Source organism: Botrimarina mediterranea (assembly GCF_007753265.1).
GTDB classification, from domain to species: domain Bacteria; phylum Planctomycetota; class Planctomycetia; order Pirellulales; family Lacipirellulaceae; genus Botrimarina; species Botrimarina mediterranea.
This window is the reverse complement of record NZ_CP036349.1, coordinates 5553926-5572376: the sequence shown is the minus strand read 5'-3', so window position 1 is coordinate 5572376 and position 18451 is coordinate 5553926. Positions and strand designations below refer to the sequence as shown.

Genomic DNA, 18451 nt, shown 5'->3' with positions numbered 1-18451 from the left:
CTTCCCGACGGGCGCGGCTCAAACGGGTTGATTTTCTTGAGCCACGTCCGTCAGAAAGCGGAGTGACAATCAGGGCAAATTCAACTCCACGGTCCGCGCAGCGGACCCTACAACTGGCATCCGCTTCGCCGGGTGTTTACTGTCGAGCGGTCTTTCACCGCTGACCGAACACCCCGCCATGCCGCGCCCGACGATCGACGAAGTCCTTGCCGAGGTGCGGCTGACGTGTGTCCGGGGCGTGGGGCCGATGCTTCGCAGCCGGCTCATCGAAGCGCTCGGCTCGGCGGACGGCGTGCTCGCCGCGCCGTCGTCCGACCTCCAAGCGGTGCGCGGCGTGGGGGCCAAGCTCGCCGAGGCGATCCTCAAAGCGCCGTCGGTCGATGACGCCGCGCGGATGCTCGACGAGGCCGCCGCGCACGGCATCCGTGTCCTCACGCTCGGCGACGAAGAGTACCCGCCCGGGCTGCGCGAGATCCCCGACCCGCCGCCGGTGCTCTACTGCCGCGGTTCGATCGAACCGCGGGATCAGCGCGCCGTGGCGATCGTCGGCACACGGCTGGCGACACGCTACGGGCTGCGCCAGACGGAGCGGTTCGCGCGCGACCTCGCCGCGGCGGGCGTGACGGTCGTGAGCGGTCTGGCGCGCGGCGTCGATGGCGTCGCCCACCGCGCGGCGCTCGACGCGGGTGGTCGGACGATCGCGGCGCTGGCCGGCGGGCTGATGAAGATCTATCCGCCCGAGCACGGCCGGCTCGCCGACGCGGTGGCGGGCTGCGGCGCGCTGGTGGCCGAGGCCGCGCCGCCGATGCCGCCGCTGAGTGGATCGTTCCCCCAACGCAACCGGATCATCAGCGGCTTGTCGCTGGGCGTGCTGGTCGTCGAAGCGGCCGAGCGCTCCGGCGCCCTGATCACCGCGCGCCACGCCGCCGAGCAAGGACGCGACGCCTTTGCGCTGCCGGGGCAGGTCGATAGCCCGCAATCAATGGGTTGCCACCGTTTGATTCAAGAAGGCGCAAAACTCGTCACTGCGGTCGAGGACGTGCTCGAAGAGCTCGAAGCGATGGCGCAGCTATCGATGCCGCCAGCGGCGCCATCACCATCCCGCGTCGCGAGCGCGCCGCCGAAGCAGAAGACGCTTCCCGCCATCGAATGGGACGAGCCTACCAAGACGCTGCTCGACAGAGTGGGCCGCGACGCGACGACTATCGATCAGCTTATCGATGAGACGGGGCTACCAATCGATCAGGTGCTAGCAGGGCTGTCGCGACTGGAAGCGGGCGGAGCGATCCGAAGGTTGAGTGGCTTCGCGGTGCAGTTGAAGTAAGAAGCGTTGAACTAGAGAGCGTCTGAGCCGTGGGCGCGAGCCCTCGGTGGGAACCCGTGTACCCACTTCCCACCGAGGGCTCGCGCCCACGGCTCAGACGGTTCGGTGATGTTGGGGTGGAATGCTTGGCAAGCTTTGCCGCGCAGGCAACCTCTCCCCATTGCGGCCACCTCGCCGCCTGTAGCGGTGCGGGCGGTCGGTCCTCTCGCGCGGCGCCTTCGACTGGTGGGATTCGCACGATCCTGCGTGTGCGGACGCCCGATCATTCCAGCGGAACGGAAGGTTCCGGGCGATGGACTCGCTCGCGATCGGCGGAGCCGACGCATCGAACCCCCTCGGCGGCTGGTCGCTAGTGGCCCACGCAGCCGAGCTCCCGGCGGACGGAGCGACAGGAGTGTCACGGATGAAACGACTCGTTAAAGCGACGTGCGGCTTCACTGCTGGGTTGGCGCTTGCCGCTGGCTCGGCGACGCCCGCCATGGCGCAGTTTGTGTCCGTCAACAACTATCAGCCGCCCGTAGCGCAACAGGCACAGGCGCCTCTGCAGGCGCAGGTCTATCCGCAGCACCAATTCCAGTACCAGCCGCAGCAGGCGGCGGCGCCGGGTTACTCGCAGGCCTACGCCCCGCAGGCCTACGCCCCGCAGGCCTACGCCCCGCAGGTCGCGAGTTCACAGGTGTATGCGCCGCCGACCCACGGGTATCCCCGCGTCGCCCAGCAGCCTACCGAGCTGCCCGCACCCGCCGAGACAGTGACGCCCCCGGCGCAGCCGACGCCGGCAGCCGCTGAAGCGTCCGCGCCGACGATGTACAACGAGGGCTACGCCCAACCCACGCAAGGCTACGCGCCGCATGACGGATCGATTCCGTCGGCGTCTTACCCAACGTCTTCTTACGCCGCGCCGGCCGCGGGCGATGTCGCAACGGGCGACTGCGCCACGGGCAACTGCGGCGTCGGCTACACGGATGGCTACAACTACGGCGCTCAATCGTGCGACGTTGGCGCCCCGGCTTGTGACGTCGGCGGTTGTGCGTATCCCTCGGCGCCGCGTCGCCAGTGGTTCGCGGGCATCTATGGCCTGTACCTCGACCGTGCGGGTGACAGCTCGAAGCGGGCCGTCGCCTATCTTGAGGACGACCAGAACGCTTACATGCCTGGCACGGACTATTACCCGATGCCCGGCATGCCGACGCTGTTCACGGCCGACGCAGGCGACTCGGGCATGTGGGGCGCCGAAGTTCGCTTCGGCAGCACGTTCGGTTGCGACCCGTGTAACTGCATGCAGCCCTACGCTTGGGAAGTCGGTTACTGGGGGATCGATAACGACGCCAGCGACGCTTACCTCACCATCCCCGGCGTCGTAGCGAACGGGTACGCCCAACGTCTCTACACGATGCTCCCGTACGACGACCTCAACGTCGATCGCGACGGTGCGGGCATGAACTACACGAACCGCCAGATCTATGAAGACGAAGGGGCGCCTGCCGACGGAGATATTTACTCTCACGATACGCGGGTCCTCGGCATCCGGGTGCGTCAGCGGTTCACTGCTCAGAACCTGGAGCTGAACTTCTGGCGGTTCGGCACGCCCACCGCGGTCGGCGGCTGTGGCATGGGCGCCTGTGCCCCGTCGGCTTGCGACACGGGCTGCGACCCGTGCGGCATGAGCGGGTACGCCGGCTACGGCGGATGTGCCCCGTGCCGCCCGCCGCGTCGGTTCTTCATCAATGGCGTCTGCGGCGTTCGCTACATGCGGATCGACGACGACTTCGGCCTCGACTGGCAGTTCACGACCGTCGATGGCACCGGTATGCCCAACACGATGCCGATGCCCGAGCCGGATCGCTACATGCCGATGCTTGAGAGCGACAACAACATGTTGTTCTCGACCTACCAAGCCGATAACGAACTGGTCGGCTTCCAGCTCGGCGGCAGCATGAACTGGCTGTGCGGGTGCCGCTGGAACTTCTTCGCCGACACCAACTTCGGCATCTACGGCAACAACGCGTCGGTTTACAAGCGGGTCTACGGCGGTGGCGGGTCGATGGTGACCTTCGCCGAAGACGGCATGCTCGCCGAAGTGAACGGCAGCGAGACCTCGCTGGCCTACGTCGGCGAACTGCGTGCCGGCGTCGGTTACCAAGTGACCTGCAACTGCCGCGTGACGGCCGCGTACCGGTTCATCGGCATCGGCGGAGTGGCCCTGGGCGTCGAGGAGTTCCAGAACACCAACTGGGCCAACTCGGAGTACGCCAGCCACATCGACACGAACAACTCGCTCATCCTTCACGGCCTGCAGACCGGCGTGGAGTACAAGTTCTGAGCCTGACCAAGTTTCGAGCCTGCTGAGCCGCCTAAGTCGAGTTAGGCAAAGGGTTCGCAGGCTCCGCTGATCGCCGCCCCCGTGCCCACGGGGCGGACTTTCAGCCAACCGTCCCCCCTTTGTAGGCGAGGCCCGCTGATGCGAAAGCATCGGCGGGCCTCGTCGCTTTTTTGGGCTTTGTAGGAGGCGTCTCCAGACGCCGATTACGGTCTCCTAGCCGAACACGGCATGGTGCGCGTAATCGGGGTCTTGAGACCCCTCCCACAATTGCTTACGCCGTGGCGGCGAGTAGCATGCGGAACCCGGGGTCGCTTTGCATCGGCGCGAAATCGGGTTCACTGGCGACCATCGAGCGGAACGCGCGGTCGAGGTCGAAGGCGCGCTTGAGCCGTTGCAGCGCTTCGAGCTTGCGCCCGGCGAGGCTGTAGTAGCAGGCCAGGTTGTAATTGAGCAGGGCGTCGCCGGGCGTGCGGCCGAGGGCTTGCTCGAGGGACCAGACGGCTTGGTCGAGTTGGCCCGACCGCTTGTAGCACCAGCCCAGCGCGAGCCACGACTCGGTCGGCGTCGGGTCGAGCTCGACACTCCGCCGCAGCGGATAGATCGCCTCGCGGTGCCGCTCGAGTTCGCGCAGCGACTCGCCCAGTAGGTAGCAGGCGTGGGCGTCGGAATGCACCAGCTTGCCGCGGCGCTGCAGCGACCCAAGGGCCTGCGACGCCATACCGAGCTCGAGGTACCCCTCCGCCTCGCGCGAGGCGCCGTCGAGCTGCATCCGGTGGCGGGTGAGGGGGGTGAGCACGAACATCGGCCGTCGGCGGGGCTACGAGACCAAAACTTGTTAAGTGATCGCGCTACGCAGCGCGTCGGTCCATGACCGCGATTCTATCGCTCCGCTCCGAAGCGCCAAAGAATTCCGCACACGATTCGGCGAACCACGTCGCGACGCGCCGGCGCGAACGGCAAGGGCGGCAAGGTCGCGGGCCGGTTGCGCCGCTCGGGAAAACCTCGCCGACAGCCGCCAGGAAGTGATTCGCAAGAATCTTCCAAGATTCTCGCACGGATCGGCGCGGGGATTGTCACTAACACTAGTAGACAGTTCCGCAAAGCGAGCTTTGGCGAGCCGCGGCTCGCCAGTCCAATCTACTATTGAGCGTTTCCCATGCGACTTACCCTCCGCACGCTGCTTTCCTATCTCGATAACGTGCTCGACCCCCCCGCGCGGGCCGAGTTGCAGCGGCAGATCGAGGCCAGCGAGCACGCCAGCGAGTGGGTCCACCGCACCCGCGACGTCACGCGACGGCTGAAACTCGGCGCCCCCGAGCCGGGCGGCAGCGGCTCGATCGACGACCCAAACACCGTGGCCGAGTACCTCGACCGGACGCTCCCCGAGGAGGGCGTCGCGGAGTTCGAGCGGGTGTGCCTGGAGTCAGACGCGATGCTCGCCGAGGTGGCGTCTTGCCACCACGTGCTGGCGATGTTCTTGTCCGAGCCGGCCGAGATCGACCCCGACACCCGCGGTCGGTTGCACCGGCTCGAAACGGACCTGGCGGCGGCCTTAAAGGCGCGGGCCGAGAATACGCCGCGATCGGTGAGCGCGGAACCCGCCGCCCCGGCGGCGGAGACGGTCGAGCCGCAACCGGCCCGCCGTGTCAGGACGCGTCGGCGACGGTCCGCCGAAGCCGAGGAGTCGGGCGGCTTCTGGTCAGACTTTGTCCCGTGGATCCCGGCGGTCGCCGCGCTCGTGTTGTTGTCGCTGACGGCGTTCCTGGTGCTCAACAACGAACCAACACCCGTCGCGAAAACCCAAACCGAGAACCCGACCGCCGACACCGAGGACAGCAACACCGAAGACACCGGCGCCACAACCACCGGCGATAGTGCTGATGAAGAAACCGGTGACGACCAAGCGGGTGATGACGAAACCGCGGGGCAAGCCACCCGCAACGGCGACGACCTTGAAGAGCTGGAAGCGAGCGGCGGCGTGGCAAGCACCCCCGAGCCAAGCGACAGTGCAACCGTTGAACCGTCGGGCGAGGACGCGCCGGCCGGGCCTGATCCAGTAACCGAACCAGCGGTGAACAAAGGCGCGGAGACGACTGCCGCGCCGGGCGGCTCAACGGAAGTCCCGGCCGAGCCAACGTCCAACACACCGCCGCCCACGCCAACGGACCCGTCGGCAGCGAACGCCTCGGCGGAATCCGACGCGATGGACGCCGCCCCCGCCCCCGCCGATCCCGATGCGGCTGAGTCAGACACGGCTGGATCGGACAAGGCTGGCGAAGACGCCGAGCCACCAGCCGTGCTGACGTTCTACGGCGACCCCCCGCCGCCCGACGCCCCGCAGACCGGGCCTCTCAGCCGACTCGACCCGGACGGCTTCGTTGTCGTCGAGGCCGAAGGCGGCGCGTGGCGCCGGTTGTTAAACGGCATGTTTATGGAGGCCCCGCAGAAGGGGCACGTGATCAGTATGCCGGCCTACCGCGGCGCCTTCGAGCTCAGCCAGGGTGTCCTCGTCGAGTTGGTTGATCAAACCGAAGCGGTCATCGATCCCGAGCAGCCCGGCATTGAGCTGCGCTATGGCCGTGTCGTTATGAGTGGCTCCCCGAACGCCGAGGAGCCTGTCGAGATCGCGGTGCGGATCGACTCGATCGACTACACGCTGGAGCTTAGCCCCGGCGCGAGCGTCGCGATTGCGGCGGATCGTTTCTACGAGCCGGGCCGGCCGATGCTGGAGGACGCGGCGCCGATGGTGGCGATCGCTCACACCCTCAGTGGCGACGCGACGTGGAAGACGCCGACCAGCGAACGGACCAGCGCGCGGCCGGCGCCGTTGTTTTATGTCAGCGGCAGTTTGTCGGGCGCGCCGGAGGGCTTCCGAGACCCCGAATGGGTGACGTCCGTCGCGGTGTCCGACGCCGACCTCGAGTCCTCGCCCTATGTCGCGGGGCAGGTGGAGGGGGTCGTGCTGCCCCAGCTCCTGGCGATGGCGGACCCGACGACCTCGCGCGAGACCCGCGACGTCGTGTCACTCGCCGGCCGGTGCGCGGCGGCGCTGATGCAACCCGACGCGCTCGTCGCGTCGTTCGAGGACAAGGCCCAAGCGGACGAGTGGCAGCGGCACCTCGACGCGCTGCGGCAGGTGGCTTCACGCAGCACCCGGGGGGCCGAAGTGGTCCGGCAGGCGTTCGTCGAGAAGTACGGCGCAACCGGCGGCGGGGCCCTGTTCGAGGTGGTCCAGGGCTTCACCCCCGACCAGGTCGGCGACGACGCCGCGTCGGTCCAAGCGGGCGTCGTCCCCGGCAAGCTGCTGCCTATGCTCGACTCAGAGGACCTGGCGACCCGGGTCCTGGGATCGCTAGCGCTTTTCGAGTTGATCGACCACCGGCAGGCCGCCAAGGACATCGCCGTGGCCGATCGTCGGGACCGGCGGACTTTCCTCCGCCGGCTTGAACGGGACATCCGGGACGGCGAATTGGCCCTGTTACCCCGATAGAATCCCTCGGGGTGTGGGAAACCGTCGGGTCCCGCCGTCTGCCTAGGTTCCGCAGCCCGGGCCCGGGCGTTACACTTCGGTGCTACAGCCTGCCGACGGCGGGCCGTGAACGACCACAGACGAACGGGTCCGAGTCCCGCTAGCGGCCGCTCCGCTGCGAAAGGGGGCGCGAGACCGGCTAGGCGGCCACGTCGCCCGAGGAGCATGCAACGGTGCAGATTCAAGTTACGGCCCGCCACGGGCACCTCAGCGACGAGTCTCACGATCGCGTTAAGGCGAAAGCTGAGAAGCTCTTGCGGCATTTCGATCGGTTGATGTCGATCGAGGTGGTCATCGACTTGCAGGATTCGAACAAGCCACGGGTGGATGTGCTGGTCTCGGCCGAGCACAAGCACGACTTCGTGGCGCACGACCAGTCGATGAACCTGATGACCTCGGTCGAGGCGGCGATTCACAAGGTCGATCAGCAGGTCCGCAAGTACAAAGAGCGCATCATCGAGAACCACCGCGACCCCGAGGTCAAGCGACTGGCCCCCGAGGCCGCAGGCGCCGATACCGACGACGACGTGGAAAACTGATAACGACGAGTTCGTAGAACCACAGGGCGCCCACGGCAACTCCGACGCCGTGACCCATAGCCGCTACTCCCTGCGGCCGGCGCTGAACCAGCAGGCTTTGAACGATGGACTTTGCCGACTTCATCAGCAAGAAAGCGATCCGCCCTCAGCTCGAGGCGACGGACAAAGAGGGCGCCATCCGTGAGATGGTCAAAGCGCTCCTCGACGCGGGCGAGATCGCCGCGGACCAGTTCGACGGGATCGTGCAAAAAGTGCTCGACCGCGAAGAACTGGGCAGCACCGGCATCGGCCGCGGCGTCGCCGTGCCCCACACCAAGCACCCCAGCGTCGAAAAGCTCTGCGGCGCCGTGGCGGTGAGCGAGGCGGGCGTCGAGTTCGCCAGCCTCGACGGGGACCCGGTCCACCTGCTGTTTCTGCTTGTGTCTCCCCCCGACCGCCCCGGCGACCACCTGCGGGCGCTGGAGAACGTGTCGCGGCGGCTGCGTGACGATCAGTTCTGCCGCTTCCTGCGTCAGAGCAAGACAGCGGACGACATCTGGCAGCTGCTGGAAGAAGCCGACAACAACCAGTTTGGAGCCTAGGGCGGTTCGGCGCGTGAGGCCGCGCTGCCCTCCCGGCGTCACCGGCGCCGACTGTGAGAGACCATGCCACAAGAGGAGCAACCCGTTGCCACGCGGCGCGTCGTCGTCCGCGAACCCAACGGTTTGCACATGCGACCGGCGGAGACCGTCGCCCGTACCGCGATGCGGTTCGACGCGACGATCACGCTGATGCAAGGAGACCATCGGGTCGACGCCAAAAGCATCTTCGACCTGATCACTTTGGCTGCCGAGGAAGGATCGGAGCTCGACCTCCGGGCGGAGGGCCCCGACGCCGAGGCAGCCGCAGAGACGCTAGCGACGCTTTTCAAGAACAAGTTTGAGACCCCGCCCAGCCCGGGCGGCGAGCCGCCGGCGAAGTGACGCCGCTGAGGGCTCGCCGCGAAAGGCCGGGTTGCAACACCACCAAGACACCGGCGCCGACGAGCGTCGCGAGCCAAGGCCAAACGCCCACTCGGCTCTGTTTTCTAGACGGTTTAGGCTCCCTAAACCGCGTAGTGAACAGACCGTCTCGGCGGCCTACCGGTCGCGACGCGAGCCGCCGACCCGCAGCCTATGCGCCCCCGATTGCGGCGCGGACGACGCCTCCGAGCGTTTGTCCCCGCAGTCACCGGCGGAGCGGCCGCGGGGCCGCCCGATCGGCGCCGACCGGGAGCAGCGATGATTCGGCTGCAAGGCATCGCCGTATCGCCAGGCGTCGCCATCGGCGAAGCGCTGGTTGTCGACAACGAGGGATTCCGCATCCCCCGGCGGTTCTTGCCGCGCGACGCCATCGAGCGTGAGATCCTGCGGCTCGCCAAGGCGATCGACGAGACCACCGCCGAGATCAACGAGAGCCGCCGACGCATCTCCGAGCGGCTCGGCGACGACTACGGGTCGATCTTCTCCGCCCACGCCCAGATGGTGAACGACCGCAAGCTCCGCGGCGAGCTTGAGGAGCTAATCCGCGACCGCCACTACTCGGCCGAATATTCAGTCAGCCGCGTGCTGCGGCGTTACGCGAAGGTCTTCCAGTCGCTCGAAGGCGCCTACATGGCGGAGCGGGCGAACGACATCTTCGACATCGAGAAGCGGCTCCTCCGCCGCCTGCTCGGCGAGAAACGTGAAGAGCTGGCGCAGGTGTCCTCCGAGGTTCTCGTCCTCGCGCGCAACCTGACTCCTAGCGAAACGGCGGCGATGAAGCCGGAGTTCATCCGCGGCTTCGCCACCGAAACCGGCGGCCCGGGGAGCCATACCGCGATCGTCGCCGAGGGGCTCGGCATCCCGGCGGTGGTCGGCACCGGCGCGTTCTTGTCGGACGTGTCGGGCGGTGAGACCGTCATTATCGACGGCGACGAGGGCCTCGTCATTCTTCGTCCCGACGAGGAGACGGTCGCCCGCTACCGTCACGAGGTCGCCGAGCAGAAGACCCTCGCCGCGAAGCTCGACGAGCTCTCGGACAAGCCGTGCGAGACGCTCGACGGCGAGCGCATCCAGCTGTTGGGGAACATCGAGTTCCCCGCCGAAACGAAACTCTGCATGCAGCGCGGCGTCGATGGCATCGGCCTGTATCGGACGGAGTTCCTGTTCCTCACCGGCGATTCGATCCCGACCGAGGAGCAGCACTACGCCGCCTACCGCGAAGTCGCCGAGGCGATGGAGGGGCGGCCGGTCGTGATGCGCACGCTCGACCTCGGCGCCGACAAGCTGCCGCTCTTCCCCGCGCCGGACGACGAGCGCAACCCGTTCCTCGGGCTGCGGAGCATCCGCCTGGCGCTGAAGCACGTGGACATCTTCCGCATGCAACTGCGGGCCATCCTCCGCGCGAGCGCCGTTGGCGACGTGCGGGTGATGTTCCCGCTGGTGAGCAACGTCATCGAGCTACGCCGCGCGCGGATGGTGCTCGCCGACGCGATGGAGGACCTTGAGGAAGAGGGCGTCGAGTTCGACCGCCACATCAAGGTCGGCATGATGGTCGAGGTCCCCGCCGCGGTGGTGATGATGGACCACTTCGTTCACGAGGTGGACTTCTTCAGCATCGGCACCAACGACCTAGTGCAATACACGCTGGCCGTCGACCGCAGCAACAAGGACGTCGCCTCGTTGTACACCAGCGCCGACCCGTCCGTGATCCGCCTCGTGAAGATGGCCGTCGACGCCGCGGGCGCCGGCGGCAAACCGATCAGCCTCTGCGGCCAGATGAGCGGCGCGCCGCTCTACACCATGCTGCTGCTGGGGCTTGGCCTGCGTTCCCTCAGCGTGACGCCCTCGGCGGCGCCGGAAGTAAAACGAGTCGTCCGCAGCACCACGATCGATCATTGCAAGAATGTCGCCGCGCGCGTCCTCTCCTTGGAGAGCGCCCGCGACATCAAGACTTACCTCCGGGAAGAGCTGTCGAAGCTCTTGCCAGACCAACCTGTTTGATTGCCAACCGAATGAGCCGTCGGCGCTAGCCGCGCGCTAGCGCCACCAAACAACACACCACATCCCATTCAATCCCCCACGAGTTAACCGGCGGCGCCGCCACCCGCGGCTAGCGCCGACGGCTCAACGGGACATCACACACGCCGCGATCATCGCGGCCACACACCACACAACCCCAAGACAACCTATGAAGACAGAGATGCTGATCAACGTCTCGCAACCGGAAGAGTGCCGGATTGCGGTCGTTGAGCATGGCGTGCTCGAAGAGCTCTACACCGAGCGCGCCAGCCAAGACAATTACGTCGGCAACATCTACAAGGGCCGGATCGTCAACCTTGAGCCGAGCATCCAGGCGGCGTTCGTCGATTTCGGCGTCGGCCGCAACGGCTTCCTGCACATCAGCGACGTCGAGGCCCAGTACTTCCGCCAGGGCGGCTACGACCCGGACATGCCGATCGAGCGTGACGGCTCGCAGCCCGGCGCGCGCGGCGACGCTTACGGCGCGGAGTTCGAGTCGGACGAAGACGCCGACGGTGACGACGAGGCCAACGACGAGGAATCGGCCGAGGACGAAGGCGAAGGGGGCGCCACCACGAAGACGAAGGCCCGCTCGCAGCGCCGCCGCCCCACCGGCGCGCGGCCGCGCGTGAAGCCGCCGATCGAAGAGATTTTCCGCCGCGGCGATGAGGTGATCGTCCAGGTCATCAAGGAAGGCATTGGCACCAAGGGCCCGACGCTCTCGACCTACATCAGCATCCCCGGTCGTTACCTCGTGTTGATGCCGGCGCTGGGACGCATCGGCGTGTCGCGCAAGATCGAGGACGAGGACGCCCGCAAGCGGCTCCGCGCGATCCTCCGCGAGCTGAACCCGCCCAAGGGCCTGGGCTTTATTGTCCGCACGGCCGGCACCGACCGCACGAAGCGCGACCTGTCGCGCGACCTCGCGTACTTGCTCCGCCTGTGGAAGATGATCGTCAAGCGGATCAATACGCAGGAAGGCCCCGGCGACATCTACAAAGAGTCCGACATCGTGATCCGCACGATCCGCGACATTTTCTCCGGCGACATCGACGCGATTCACATCGACGAACCCGAGGCGTTCGAGCGCGCGCGAGACTTCCTCAAGGTCGTGATGCCACGCTACGTCGACCGTTTGCAGTACTACATGGGCAATGAGCCGCTCTTCTCCAAGCACAAGATCGACGAGGAGATCTCGCGGATCAACGATCGGCATGTCCCGCTCAAGGGCGGCGGCTCGCTCGTGATCGATCAGACCGAGGCCCTCGTCGCCATCGACGTCAACAGTGGCAGCTTCCGCTCCGGCGGCGGCGCCGAGGAGTCGGCCTTCGCGCTCAACCAGATCGCCGCCAAGGAGATCGCCCGGCAACTACGACTGCGCGACTTGGGTGGCGTGATCGTCAACGACTTCATCGACATGCGCCGCGAGCGCTACCGCCGCACCGTCGAGCGGACGCTCAAGGACGCGATGAAGCGTGACCGCGCCCGCACCAAGGTGCTACGCACGAGCCCCTTCGGCCTCATCGAGATGACGCGGCAGCGCATCCGGCCAAGCCTCAAGCGCAGCGTCTACCGCGAGTGCCCGGCTTGTGCGGGGACGGGCCTCGTGAAGTCGGCCGAGTCGATGGCGATCGATGTGCTGCGGCGGATGATGCGGATCGCCCATAACGAACGCGTCGCCCGGGTGACGGTGACCGTCGAAGAGGCGGTCGCTACGTACCTCAACAACCGCAAGCGTCGTGAGCTGGCGAAGCTCGAGGACGATGGCGCTTGCCAAGTCGTGATCCTCGGCAAGGAGGGCGTCTCGCCCGAGCACGTCCACTTCGCTTGCGAAGACGACACGGGCCGCGAGGTGCGTATCGACGGCTGATTGCTTGAAAAGCTCTGACTTCCAACTCGGAAAGCGAAGCGCCCTCTCTGTGGGAGGCGTCTCCAGACGTCGATAACGCGCACCATGCCGTAGACGGTCAGGAGACCGTTATCGGCGTCTGGAGACGCCTCCCACAAGAGACAAGTAAAGAAGCAGCCTCCTATAGAGGTAAGGTGATGAAACGCAATCTCTTCGCTGTCGTTGTGCTGGCGTTCTTCTCGCTGAGCGCCGGCGCAGCCGACTCGATCCCCAGCACACTCGAGCCGACGGTCATCGTTTCGACCGAGGCGGAGCCGATGGCGCGCGGGCCGTTCGCGCCGTCTTGGCAATCGCTCGAGGCGTACGAGGTTCCCGAGTGGTTTAGGGACGCCAAGTTTGGCATCTGGGCCCACTGGGGCCCGCAGTGCGAGCCCGAGCGCGGGGACTGGTATGCGCGGCACATGTATATCCCGGGCCACTGGCAATACGACGACCACCTGCGTCAGTACGGCCATCCGAGCGAGCACGGCTTCAAAGACGTGATCCACGCCTGGCAAGCCGAGCGGTGGGACCCGAGCGACCTGGTGCGTCTCTACAAGCGGGCCGGCGCGGAGTACTTCTTCGCGATGGCCAACCATCACGACAACCTCGACCTCTGGGACAGTAAGCATCACGAGTGGAACAGCGTCCGCGTCGGACCGAAGAAGGATTTGGTCGGCGGGTGGGCCGAGGCCGCGCGGGCCGAGGGGCTGCGGTTCGGCGTGAGCGTTCACGCGGCGCATGCCTGGTCGTGGTACGAGCCTGCGCAGGGGGCGGACCGTGAAGGCGACCGCGCGGGCGTGCCGTACGACGGCCGACTGACGAAGGCCGACGGCAAGGGGAAGTGGTGGGAAGGACTCGACCCGCAGCTGCTCTACGCCCAGCGTCACGAGCCCGCCAAGGACTTCATGAACTCTGGTTCGATTCACGCGCGTTGGAACTGGAGCAACGGGATCACACCACCGGACCAGGCGTATTGCCAAGCGTTCTACGACCGCACGATCGACCTCATCAACCAAGCCGACCCCGACCTCGTCTACTTCGACGACACGGCGCTGCCGCTATGGCCGGTGAGTGACGCGGGCCTCAAAATCGCCGCCCATCATTACAACCGTCGGGCGACCGGAGACGGCGCCAAGACCGACGCGGTGCTGTTCGGCAAGATCCTCGACGCGCAGCAGCGGCGCTGCATGGTTTGGGACATCGAGCGCGGGCAGAGCAGCCGCATCGAGCCCGAGCCGTGGCAAACGGACACCTGCATCGGCGGCTGGCACTACGACCGCGGCGTCTACGATCGCAAAGGCTACAAGTCGGCGGCGACGGTGGTGCGGACGCTCATCGACGTGGTGAGCAAGAACGGCTCACTGCTGCTCAATGTGCCCGTGCGCGGCGACGGCACGATCGATGAACGCGAACGCGCGATCGTCGAAGAGATCGCCGGCTGGATGGCGACCAATCGTGAGGCGATCATCGCCACGCGCCCGTGGAAGGTCTGCGGCGAGGGCCCGCAGCTCGAGGACGCCCCGCCGCTCACCGCACAGGGATTCAATGAAGGGAAGGGCAAGCCCTTCACCGCCGACGACATCCGCTACACGCAACGCGACGGCGTCGTCTACGCGTTCGTGATGGCGCGGCCGGAGGGCAGGGTGACGTTCCAGTCGCTGACCAAGAACGCCGGGCACTTCGAAGGGGAGATCGCCAAGGTCGAGCAGCTCGGCCACGGCGAGGTGGCGTGGGCGACGACCGACAGCGGCGTCGAGATCACGCCCGCCATTGCGGGCCTCGCCGCGGACCACCCCGTCGTCTTCCGCCTAACCCCCATGGAGTGAGTTCACGAATGCCCTCGGACCGCGACAAGACGCTCGCCGCGTTTGGTGAGAAGCAGGCGGCGTCTTACGACGACCGCTTCGCGAAGGCCTCGGCGATGCGCGATGCGATGCACCTCGTGACCCGGCTCGCGCTGGGCGAGCTGTCTGATGACGCGCGGGTGCTCTGCGTCGGCGCGGGGACGGGCCTGGAGATCGCTTACCTGGCGGCGGCCTTCCCACGCCGGCGATTCACGGCCGTCGAACCGGCGCCGGCGATGCTCACGCTGTGCCGTCAGCGCGCCGACCGCGAAGGCTTCGCCGATCGCTGCGAGTTCCACGAGGGTTTTCTCGAATCGCTACCCGAGGGCGAGCCCTACGACGCGGCGACGTGTTTGCTAGTATCGCACTTCCTCGAGCGGCCCGAGCGAAGCGAGTTCTTCGCGGAGGTCGCGCGACGGCTCCAACCGGGCGCGACGCTCGTGAACGCCGACCTGGCGTCGGGCGTCGGGACGCCCAGGCACGCGCGGCTGATGGCGGTCTGGCGCCGCATGTGGCTGCTGTGCGACACGCCGGTCGAACAGGTCGACCAGATGCTCACCGAATTTGAGAAGAAGGTGCCGCTGCTGCCGCCGGCGGAAGTCGTGGAGCTCGTTTGCTCCGCAGGCTTTGAATCGCCGACGCCGATCTTACAGACGCTACTGATCCACGGCTGGAGCTTTACGCGCTCAAGCTAGAATGGGCTTCGCTTAGTCGTTGCGTTTCTAGCGTCGCGCTGACTTATGGAGCAAAGTGGAGAAGTCTCGCGCAGAGACGCGGAGGCGCAGAGTTGGATGTTCTTAAGTCTCACGCAAAGGCGCTAAGCCGCAAAGGACGCGCTCTTTCACGATTGCTTGGGCTTGCGCTCTTTTATTCTGAGATACTTGTCTTTGCGCCTTGGCGGCTTTGCGTGAGTCTTCGCTACCCACGCTCTGCGTCTCCGCGTCTCTGCGCGAGAGGCTATGGCAAAGTGAAGATCGCTGTATGCAATCAGGCCGTCGTGACCGTCGTGGTGAAATCTTTGATGACCATTCTCATCAAGACTTGCCCTTATTCGGGCGCCACCGACTCGCGCTCCGCGGCGTCCTCCTTCCCCTCGTCGACGAGTTCCTCGGCCTCTTCGTGGTCCTCGGCCGACGCGTCGGGCGCGGTGTGGTCCCGCTCCGCCAGCGCGAACGTCGCCTGGATCGCGAAGTGATCGGAGCCCGGCGTCATCACCCGGTTCATTGACGCCAGGTGTAGGCCGTCCGACACGAAGACGTGGTCGATCGGAAATCGGCACGGGGGCCACTTGATGGGGTACGTGTTCATCAGGGCCCGCCCACGCCGCGGGTCCTTGAGGGCGCTGAGGTCTTGGAAGAGCCGCGTCGTGTGCGACCAGGCGACGTCGTTGAAGTCGCCGGTGACGATCCAACGCGGCTCGTGATCCCGCCGGGCCTCACGGGCGACGAGCACCAGCTCGGCGTCGCGGACGCGGCTGTCGTGCCGGTCATCGTCGTCATCGCCATCTTCCTCGGCGTGCTTCCGCTCGGCGTGGCTTTCGCGGAGGCCGGGGGGGGTGGGGTGGATGCCGACGAAGCGGAGCGGCGCGCCGTCGGAGAGTTCAACGGTCGCGAAGATCGACGCGCGTTCGTCGCTCACCAAATGGCGGACTTCTGGGTCGTTCAGCGGGAGACGCGACCAGAGCACGATCCCCAACCCCTTGTCGCGAACCACGCCGGCGCGGTGCGGGTAACGCTCGTCGAGCGGCGTCAGCGCTGTGGCCCACTTCTTATCGACTTCGACGACCAGCAGCAGGTCGGGGTCTTCCTCGAGGAACATCGCCAAGACGTCGTCGTACCGGCGGTTCTTGTAATCGATGTTGGCGGTCAGCAGCTTGAACGTCGTGGCGGCGTCATCGGTGGCGTCGGGGACCTCGTGGCGCCACAGCGGCGTGAAGGGCGCGACGTGGGTCAACTGCCAAGCGGCGACCGCGGCGATCACGACCAGCATCGCGGCGTGCTGCGAGTGGAAAGGATTCCGCAGCGCGTGCCCTACCGTGAGCCCCAACGGCAAGAGCAGCAGGAACACGATCTGCAGACGGGGGAAGTCCCAGACCCGCACCCACCAGGCGCCGGCAGGAACGAGCGGCAGGAGGGTCACCAGCACGAGCAACCCCAGCGTCGCCGGCGCCGACCAGAGGAGCAACTTATCGATCATGAGCGTCCGCGGAAGCAAGTAAGTCGTCGCTAAGCACGCCCCAACTGTAGGCGCCTTTGGCGGCAGTGGAAGCGGGACGCGCCGATTTCGGGCTCAGCCGGGGGCGGAAGCCCGCGGTGCGGTGGGCGCCTGCTTCCTCCGCTGGCTTCCGCCCGCGGCTAAGGCTGTAGGGATGGTTGGGTCGAAGGTCATGCTCAGAATCTTGGTTGACGGCGCTAGCGCGTTCGTGTTATTAACCATTGAGTTAATTAACCGTCTGGTGTCTTTCGGATGGCCGACCAGCTCAGCCTCGCCTTCGCCGCCCTCGCCGACCCGACGCGCCGCGCCATGCTCGCCCGGCTCGCCGAGGGACGCGTCGGCGTGTCGGAGCTGGCGGAGCCGTTCCTCGACTCGATGAGCCTGCCGGCCGTCACCAAGCACGTGCAGGTGCTCGAGCGCGCGGGATTGGTAACGAAAACGCGTGAGGCGCAGCGGCGGCCTTGCGAGTTGAATGTCGAGGGCTTGCGCGACATCGCCGACTGGGTCGAACCCTACCGCGCGATGTGGGAGGAGACCTTCGATCGGCTCGATGAGTACTTGAAGACGGTTGCCGCGAAGCAAACGGCCGTGAAGAGAAGTCCGAAGAAAGAACCGCCTCTCAAGAAGCAAGCGGCGTCGAAGAAGCGAGCGAAGCGGGTGGCGGCCAAGGTGAAAACCACGGCTAAGCCGCAAACAACGCCAAAACCCAAAGCCACAACCCCGAAGGCCGCGAAGCGAGGCAAGAAAGATGGTCGCCAGAAGTAAGCCGAATGAGCTCTATCTCACGCGAGTCTTCGACGCGCCGGTCGCCGTCGTTTGGGACGCGTGGACCGACGTCGAGCAGGTCGCGCAGTGGTGGGGGCCGCGCGGCTTCACGCTGACGACGCACAGTAAGGACCTGCGTGTCGGAGGGACGTGGGTCTACACGATGCACGGGCCCGACGGCACGGACTGGGAGAACATCACGCACTACCACGAGGTCGTCGAGCCGAGCAAGGAGAAGCCTGGGAAGCTTGTCTACGACCACGGCGCCTCGGCCGACCGGCCGCCGCTGTTCCGCGTCACGGTCTCGTTCAGCGAGACCGACGGTAAGACGACGATGGACATGACGATGGCGTTCGCCACGGCCGAGATGGCGGCGGAGAGTCGCAAGTTCATCAAGAAGGCCGGCGGCGACTCGACGTGGGACCGCTTCGCCGAGTACCTCGATAAACAGTCCACCGGCAAAGAACGCTTCGTCATCAACCGCAGCTTCGACGCGCCGATCGAAACGGTGTTCGACATGTGGACCCAGCCCGAGCACGTCGCGCGGTGGCTCCCGCCGACGGGCTTCCAGATGGATTTCTTGCGGTCCGACATCCGCGTCGGCGGCAGCGCATTCTACCGGATGTATAACGGCGCCGGCGAAGAGCTGCACGGCCGCATTGAGTACCGCGAGATCGAGAAGCCGAGCCTGCTGGTCTACACGCAATCGTTCACCGACGCCGACGAGAACCTGACACGGCACCAGATGGCGCCCGTCTGGCCCGAGACGATGCTGACGATGGTGACGTTCACGAGCGAAGGCCCCGACGCGACGCGCGTCAAAGTCGTCTGGGAGCCCTGCGGCGTCTACTCGCCCGAAGAGGCAGCGGCGTTCGTCGCCGAACGCGGCGGCATGACGCAAGGCTGGACAGGTTCGTTCGACAAGCTCGAAGAGCTGCTGGCTTGATTCCTGTGGGAGGCGTCTCCAGACGCCATTACGCGCACCATGCGCTATTCGGCTAT

14 protein-coding genes are annotated in these 18451 nt (G+C 66.4%); 12 read left to right on the top strand and 2 right to left on the bottom strand.

The annotated features are described in order from the left end of the window. The first annotated feature begins 178 nt into the window (after positions 1-178). Positions 179-1324 (top strand): DNA-processing protein DprA, encoded by a 1146-nt coding sequence (dprA, locus tag Spa11_RS21395; RefSeq protein ID WP_145116633.1) that lies wholly within the window; start codon positions 179-181, stop codon positions 1322-1324. A 292-nt stretch (positions 1325-1616) separates the two neighbouring features. After that, positions 1617-3647 carry a hypothetical protein gene (locus Spa11_RS21390; protein WP_145116632.1) on the top strand — a complete coding sequence of 677 codons (2031 nt, stop codon included), beginning with the start codon at positions 1617-1619 and terminating at the stop codon, positions 3645-3647. Positions 3648-3918: 271 nt separating this feature from the next. Here Spa11_RS21390 and Spa11_RS21385 read toward each other — a convergent pair whose 3' ends face one another. Next, complete coding sequence (locus tag Spa11_RS21385) at positions 3919-4449, bottom strand: TPR end-of-group domain-containing protein (RefSeq protein WP_145116631.1); 531 nt, start codon at positions 4447-4449, stop codon at positions 3919-3921. Positions 4450-4803: 354 nt separating this feature from the next. Here Spa11_RS21385 and Spa11_RS21380 point away from each other — a divergent pair, with 354 nt between their 5' ends. The 8 genes from Spa11_RS21380 to Spa11_RS21345 all read left to right on the top strand — a co-directional run bounded on the left by Spa11_RS21380 (position 4804) and on the right by Spa11_RS21345 (position 15165). Then, the gene (locus Spa11_RS21380; protein WP_145116630.1) at positions 4804-7137 is read left to right on the top strand and encodes a hypothetical protein; all 2334 of its coding nucleotides are present in this window, start codon (positions 4804-4806) and stop codon (positions 7135-7137) included. 212 nt (positions 7138-7349) lie between these two features. Continuing rightward, positions 7350-7715 (top strand): ribosome hibernation-promoting factor, HPF/YfiA family, encoded by a 366-nt coding sequence (gene hpf, locus Spa11_RS21375; protein ID WP_145116629.1) that lies wholly within the window; start codon positions 7350-7352, stop codon positions 7713-7715. 104 nt (positions 7716-7819) lie between these two features. Beyond that, positions 7820-8296, top strand: coding sequence for a PTS sugar transporter subunit IIA (locus Spa11_RS21370; protein WP_145116628.1), 477 nt, complete (start codon positions 7820-7822; stop codon positions 8294-8296). 63 nt (positions 8297-8359) lie between these two features. After that, positions 8360-8677, top strand: a complete 318-nt coding sequence (locus Spa11_RS21365; protein ID WP_145116627.1) for an HPr family phosphocarrier protein — start codon at positions 8360-8362, stop codon at positions 8675-8677. 297 nt (positions 8678-8974) lie between these two features. After that, positions 8975-10717 carry a phosphoenolpyruvate--protein phosphotransferase gene (gene ptsP / locus Spa11_RS21360; RefSeq protein ID WP_145116626.1) on the top strand — a complete coding sequence of 581 codons (1743 nt, stop codon included), beginning with the start codon at positions 8975-8977 and terminating at the stop codon, positions 10715-10717. 187 nt (positions 10718-10904) lie between these two features. Then, entirely contained in the window at positions 10905-12605 is a 1701-nt protein-coding gene (locus Spa11_RS21355) for an Rne/Rng family ribonuclease (protein ID WP_145116625.1), read from the top strand. Positions 12606-12781: 176 nt separating this feature from the next. Next, positions 12782-14452 carry an alpha-L-fucosidase gene (locus tag Spa11_RS21350; protein ID WP_145116624.1) on the top strand — a complete coding sequence of 557 codons (1671 nt, stop codon included), beginning with the start codon at positions 12782-12784 and terminating at the stop codon, positions 14450-14452. Between the two features lie 8 nt (positions 14453-14460). Then, positions 14461-15165: a class I SAM-dependent methyltransferase gene (locus Spa11_RS21345; protein ID WP_145116623.1), complete on the top strand. Its 705-nt coding sequence runs from the start codon at positions 14461-14463 to the stop codon at positions 15163-15165. Between the two features lie 352 nt (positions 15166-15517). Here the strand turns inward: Spa11_RS21345 and Spa11_RS21340 are convergent, their stop codons facing one another. After that, entirely contained in the window at positions 15518-16666 is a 1149-nt protein-coding gene (locus Spa11_RS21340; RefSeq protein ID WP_145116622.1) for an endonuclease/exonuclease/phosphatase family protein, read from the bottom strand. Between the two features lie 270 nt (positions 16667-16936). Between Spa11_RS21340 and Spa11_RS21335 the strand changes: the two genes are divergently transcribed. Then, positions 16937-17449: an ArsR/SmtB family transcription factor gene (locus Spa11_RS21335; RefSeq protein ID WP_145116621.1), complete on the top strand. Its 513-nt coding sequence runs from the start codon at positions 16937-16939 to the stop codon at positions 17447-17449. Next, positions 17433-18395 carry an SRPBCC family protein gene (locus Spa11_RS21330; protein WP_145116620.1) on the top strand — a complete coding sequence of 321 codons (963 nt, stop codon included), beginning with the start codon at positions 17433-17435 and terminating at the stop codon, positions 18393-18395. The genes Spa11_RS21335 and Spa11_RS21330 overlap by 17 nt, the downstream gene beginning before the upstream one ends. Positions 18396-18451: the final 56 nt, after the last annotated feature.

Excerpts from the sequence above, each read along its gene's own strand:
- Spa11_RS21385 (WP_145116631.1), bottom strand. The coding sequence starts at position 4,449 with ATGTTCGTGCTCACCCCCCTCACCCGCCACCGGATGCAGCTCGACGGC.
- Spa11_RS21365 (WP_145116627.1), top strand. The coding sequence starts at position 8,360 with ATGCCACAAGAGGAGCAACCCGTTGCCACGCGGCGCGTCGTCGTCCGC.
- Spa11_RS21355 (WP_145116625.1), top strand. The coding sequence starts at position 10,905 with ATGAAGACAGAGATGCTGATCAACGTCTCGCAACCGGAAGAGTGCCGG.
- dprA (WP_145116633.1), top strand. The coding sequence starts at position 179 with ATGCCGCGCCCGACGATCGACGAAGTCCTTGCCGAGGTGCGGCTGACG.
- Spa11_RS21335 (WP_145116621.1), top strand. The coding sequence starts at position 16,937 with ATGGCCGACCAGCTCAGCCTCGCCTTCGCCGCCCTCGCCGACCCGACG.
- Spa11_RS21345 (WP_145116623.1), top strand. The coding sequence starts at position 14,461 with ATGCCCTCGGACCGCGACAAGACGCTCGCCGCGTTTGGTGAGAAGCAG.
- Spa11_RS21390 (WP_145116632.1), top strand. The coding sequence starts at position 1,617 with ATGGACTCGCTCGCGATCGGCGGAGCCGACGCATCGAACCCCCTCGGC.
- Spa11_RS21350 (WP_145116624.1), top strand. The coding sequence starts at position 12,782 with ATGAAACGCAATCTCTTCGCTGTCGTTGTGCTGGCGTTCTTCTCGCTG.
- Spa11_RS21380 (WP_145116630.1), top strand. The coding sequence starts at position 4,804 with ATGCGACTTACCCTCCGCACGCTGCTTTCCTATCTCGATAACGTGCTC.
- Spa11_RS21330 (WP_145116620.1), top strand. The coding sequence starts at position 17,433 with ATGGTCGCCAGAAGTAAGCCGAATGAGCTCTATCTCACGCGAGTCTTC.
- Spa11_RS21340 (WP_145116622.1), bottom strand. The coding sequence starts at position 16,666 with ATGATCGATAAGTTGCTCCTCTGGTCGGCGCCGGCGACGCTGGGGTTG.
- Spa11_RS21370 (WP_145116628.1), top strand. The coding sequence starts at position 7,820 with ATGGACTTTGCCGACTTCATCAGCAAGAAAGCGATCCGCCCTCAGCTC.
- ptsP (WP_145116626.1), top strand. The coding sequence starts at position 8,975 with ATGATTCGGCTGCAAGGCATCGCCGTATCGCCAGGCGTCGCCATCGGC.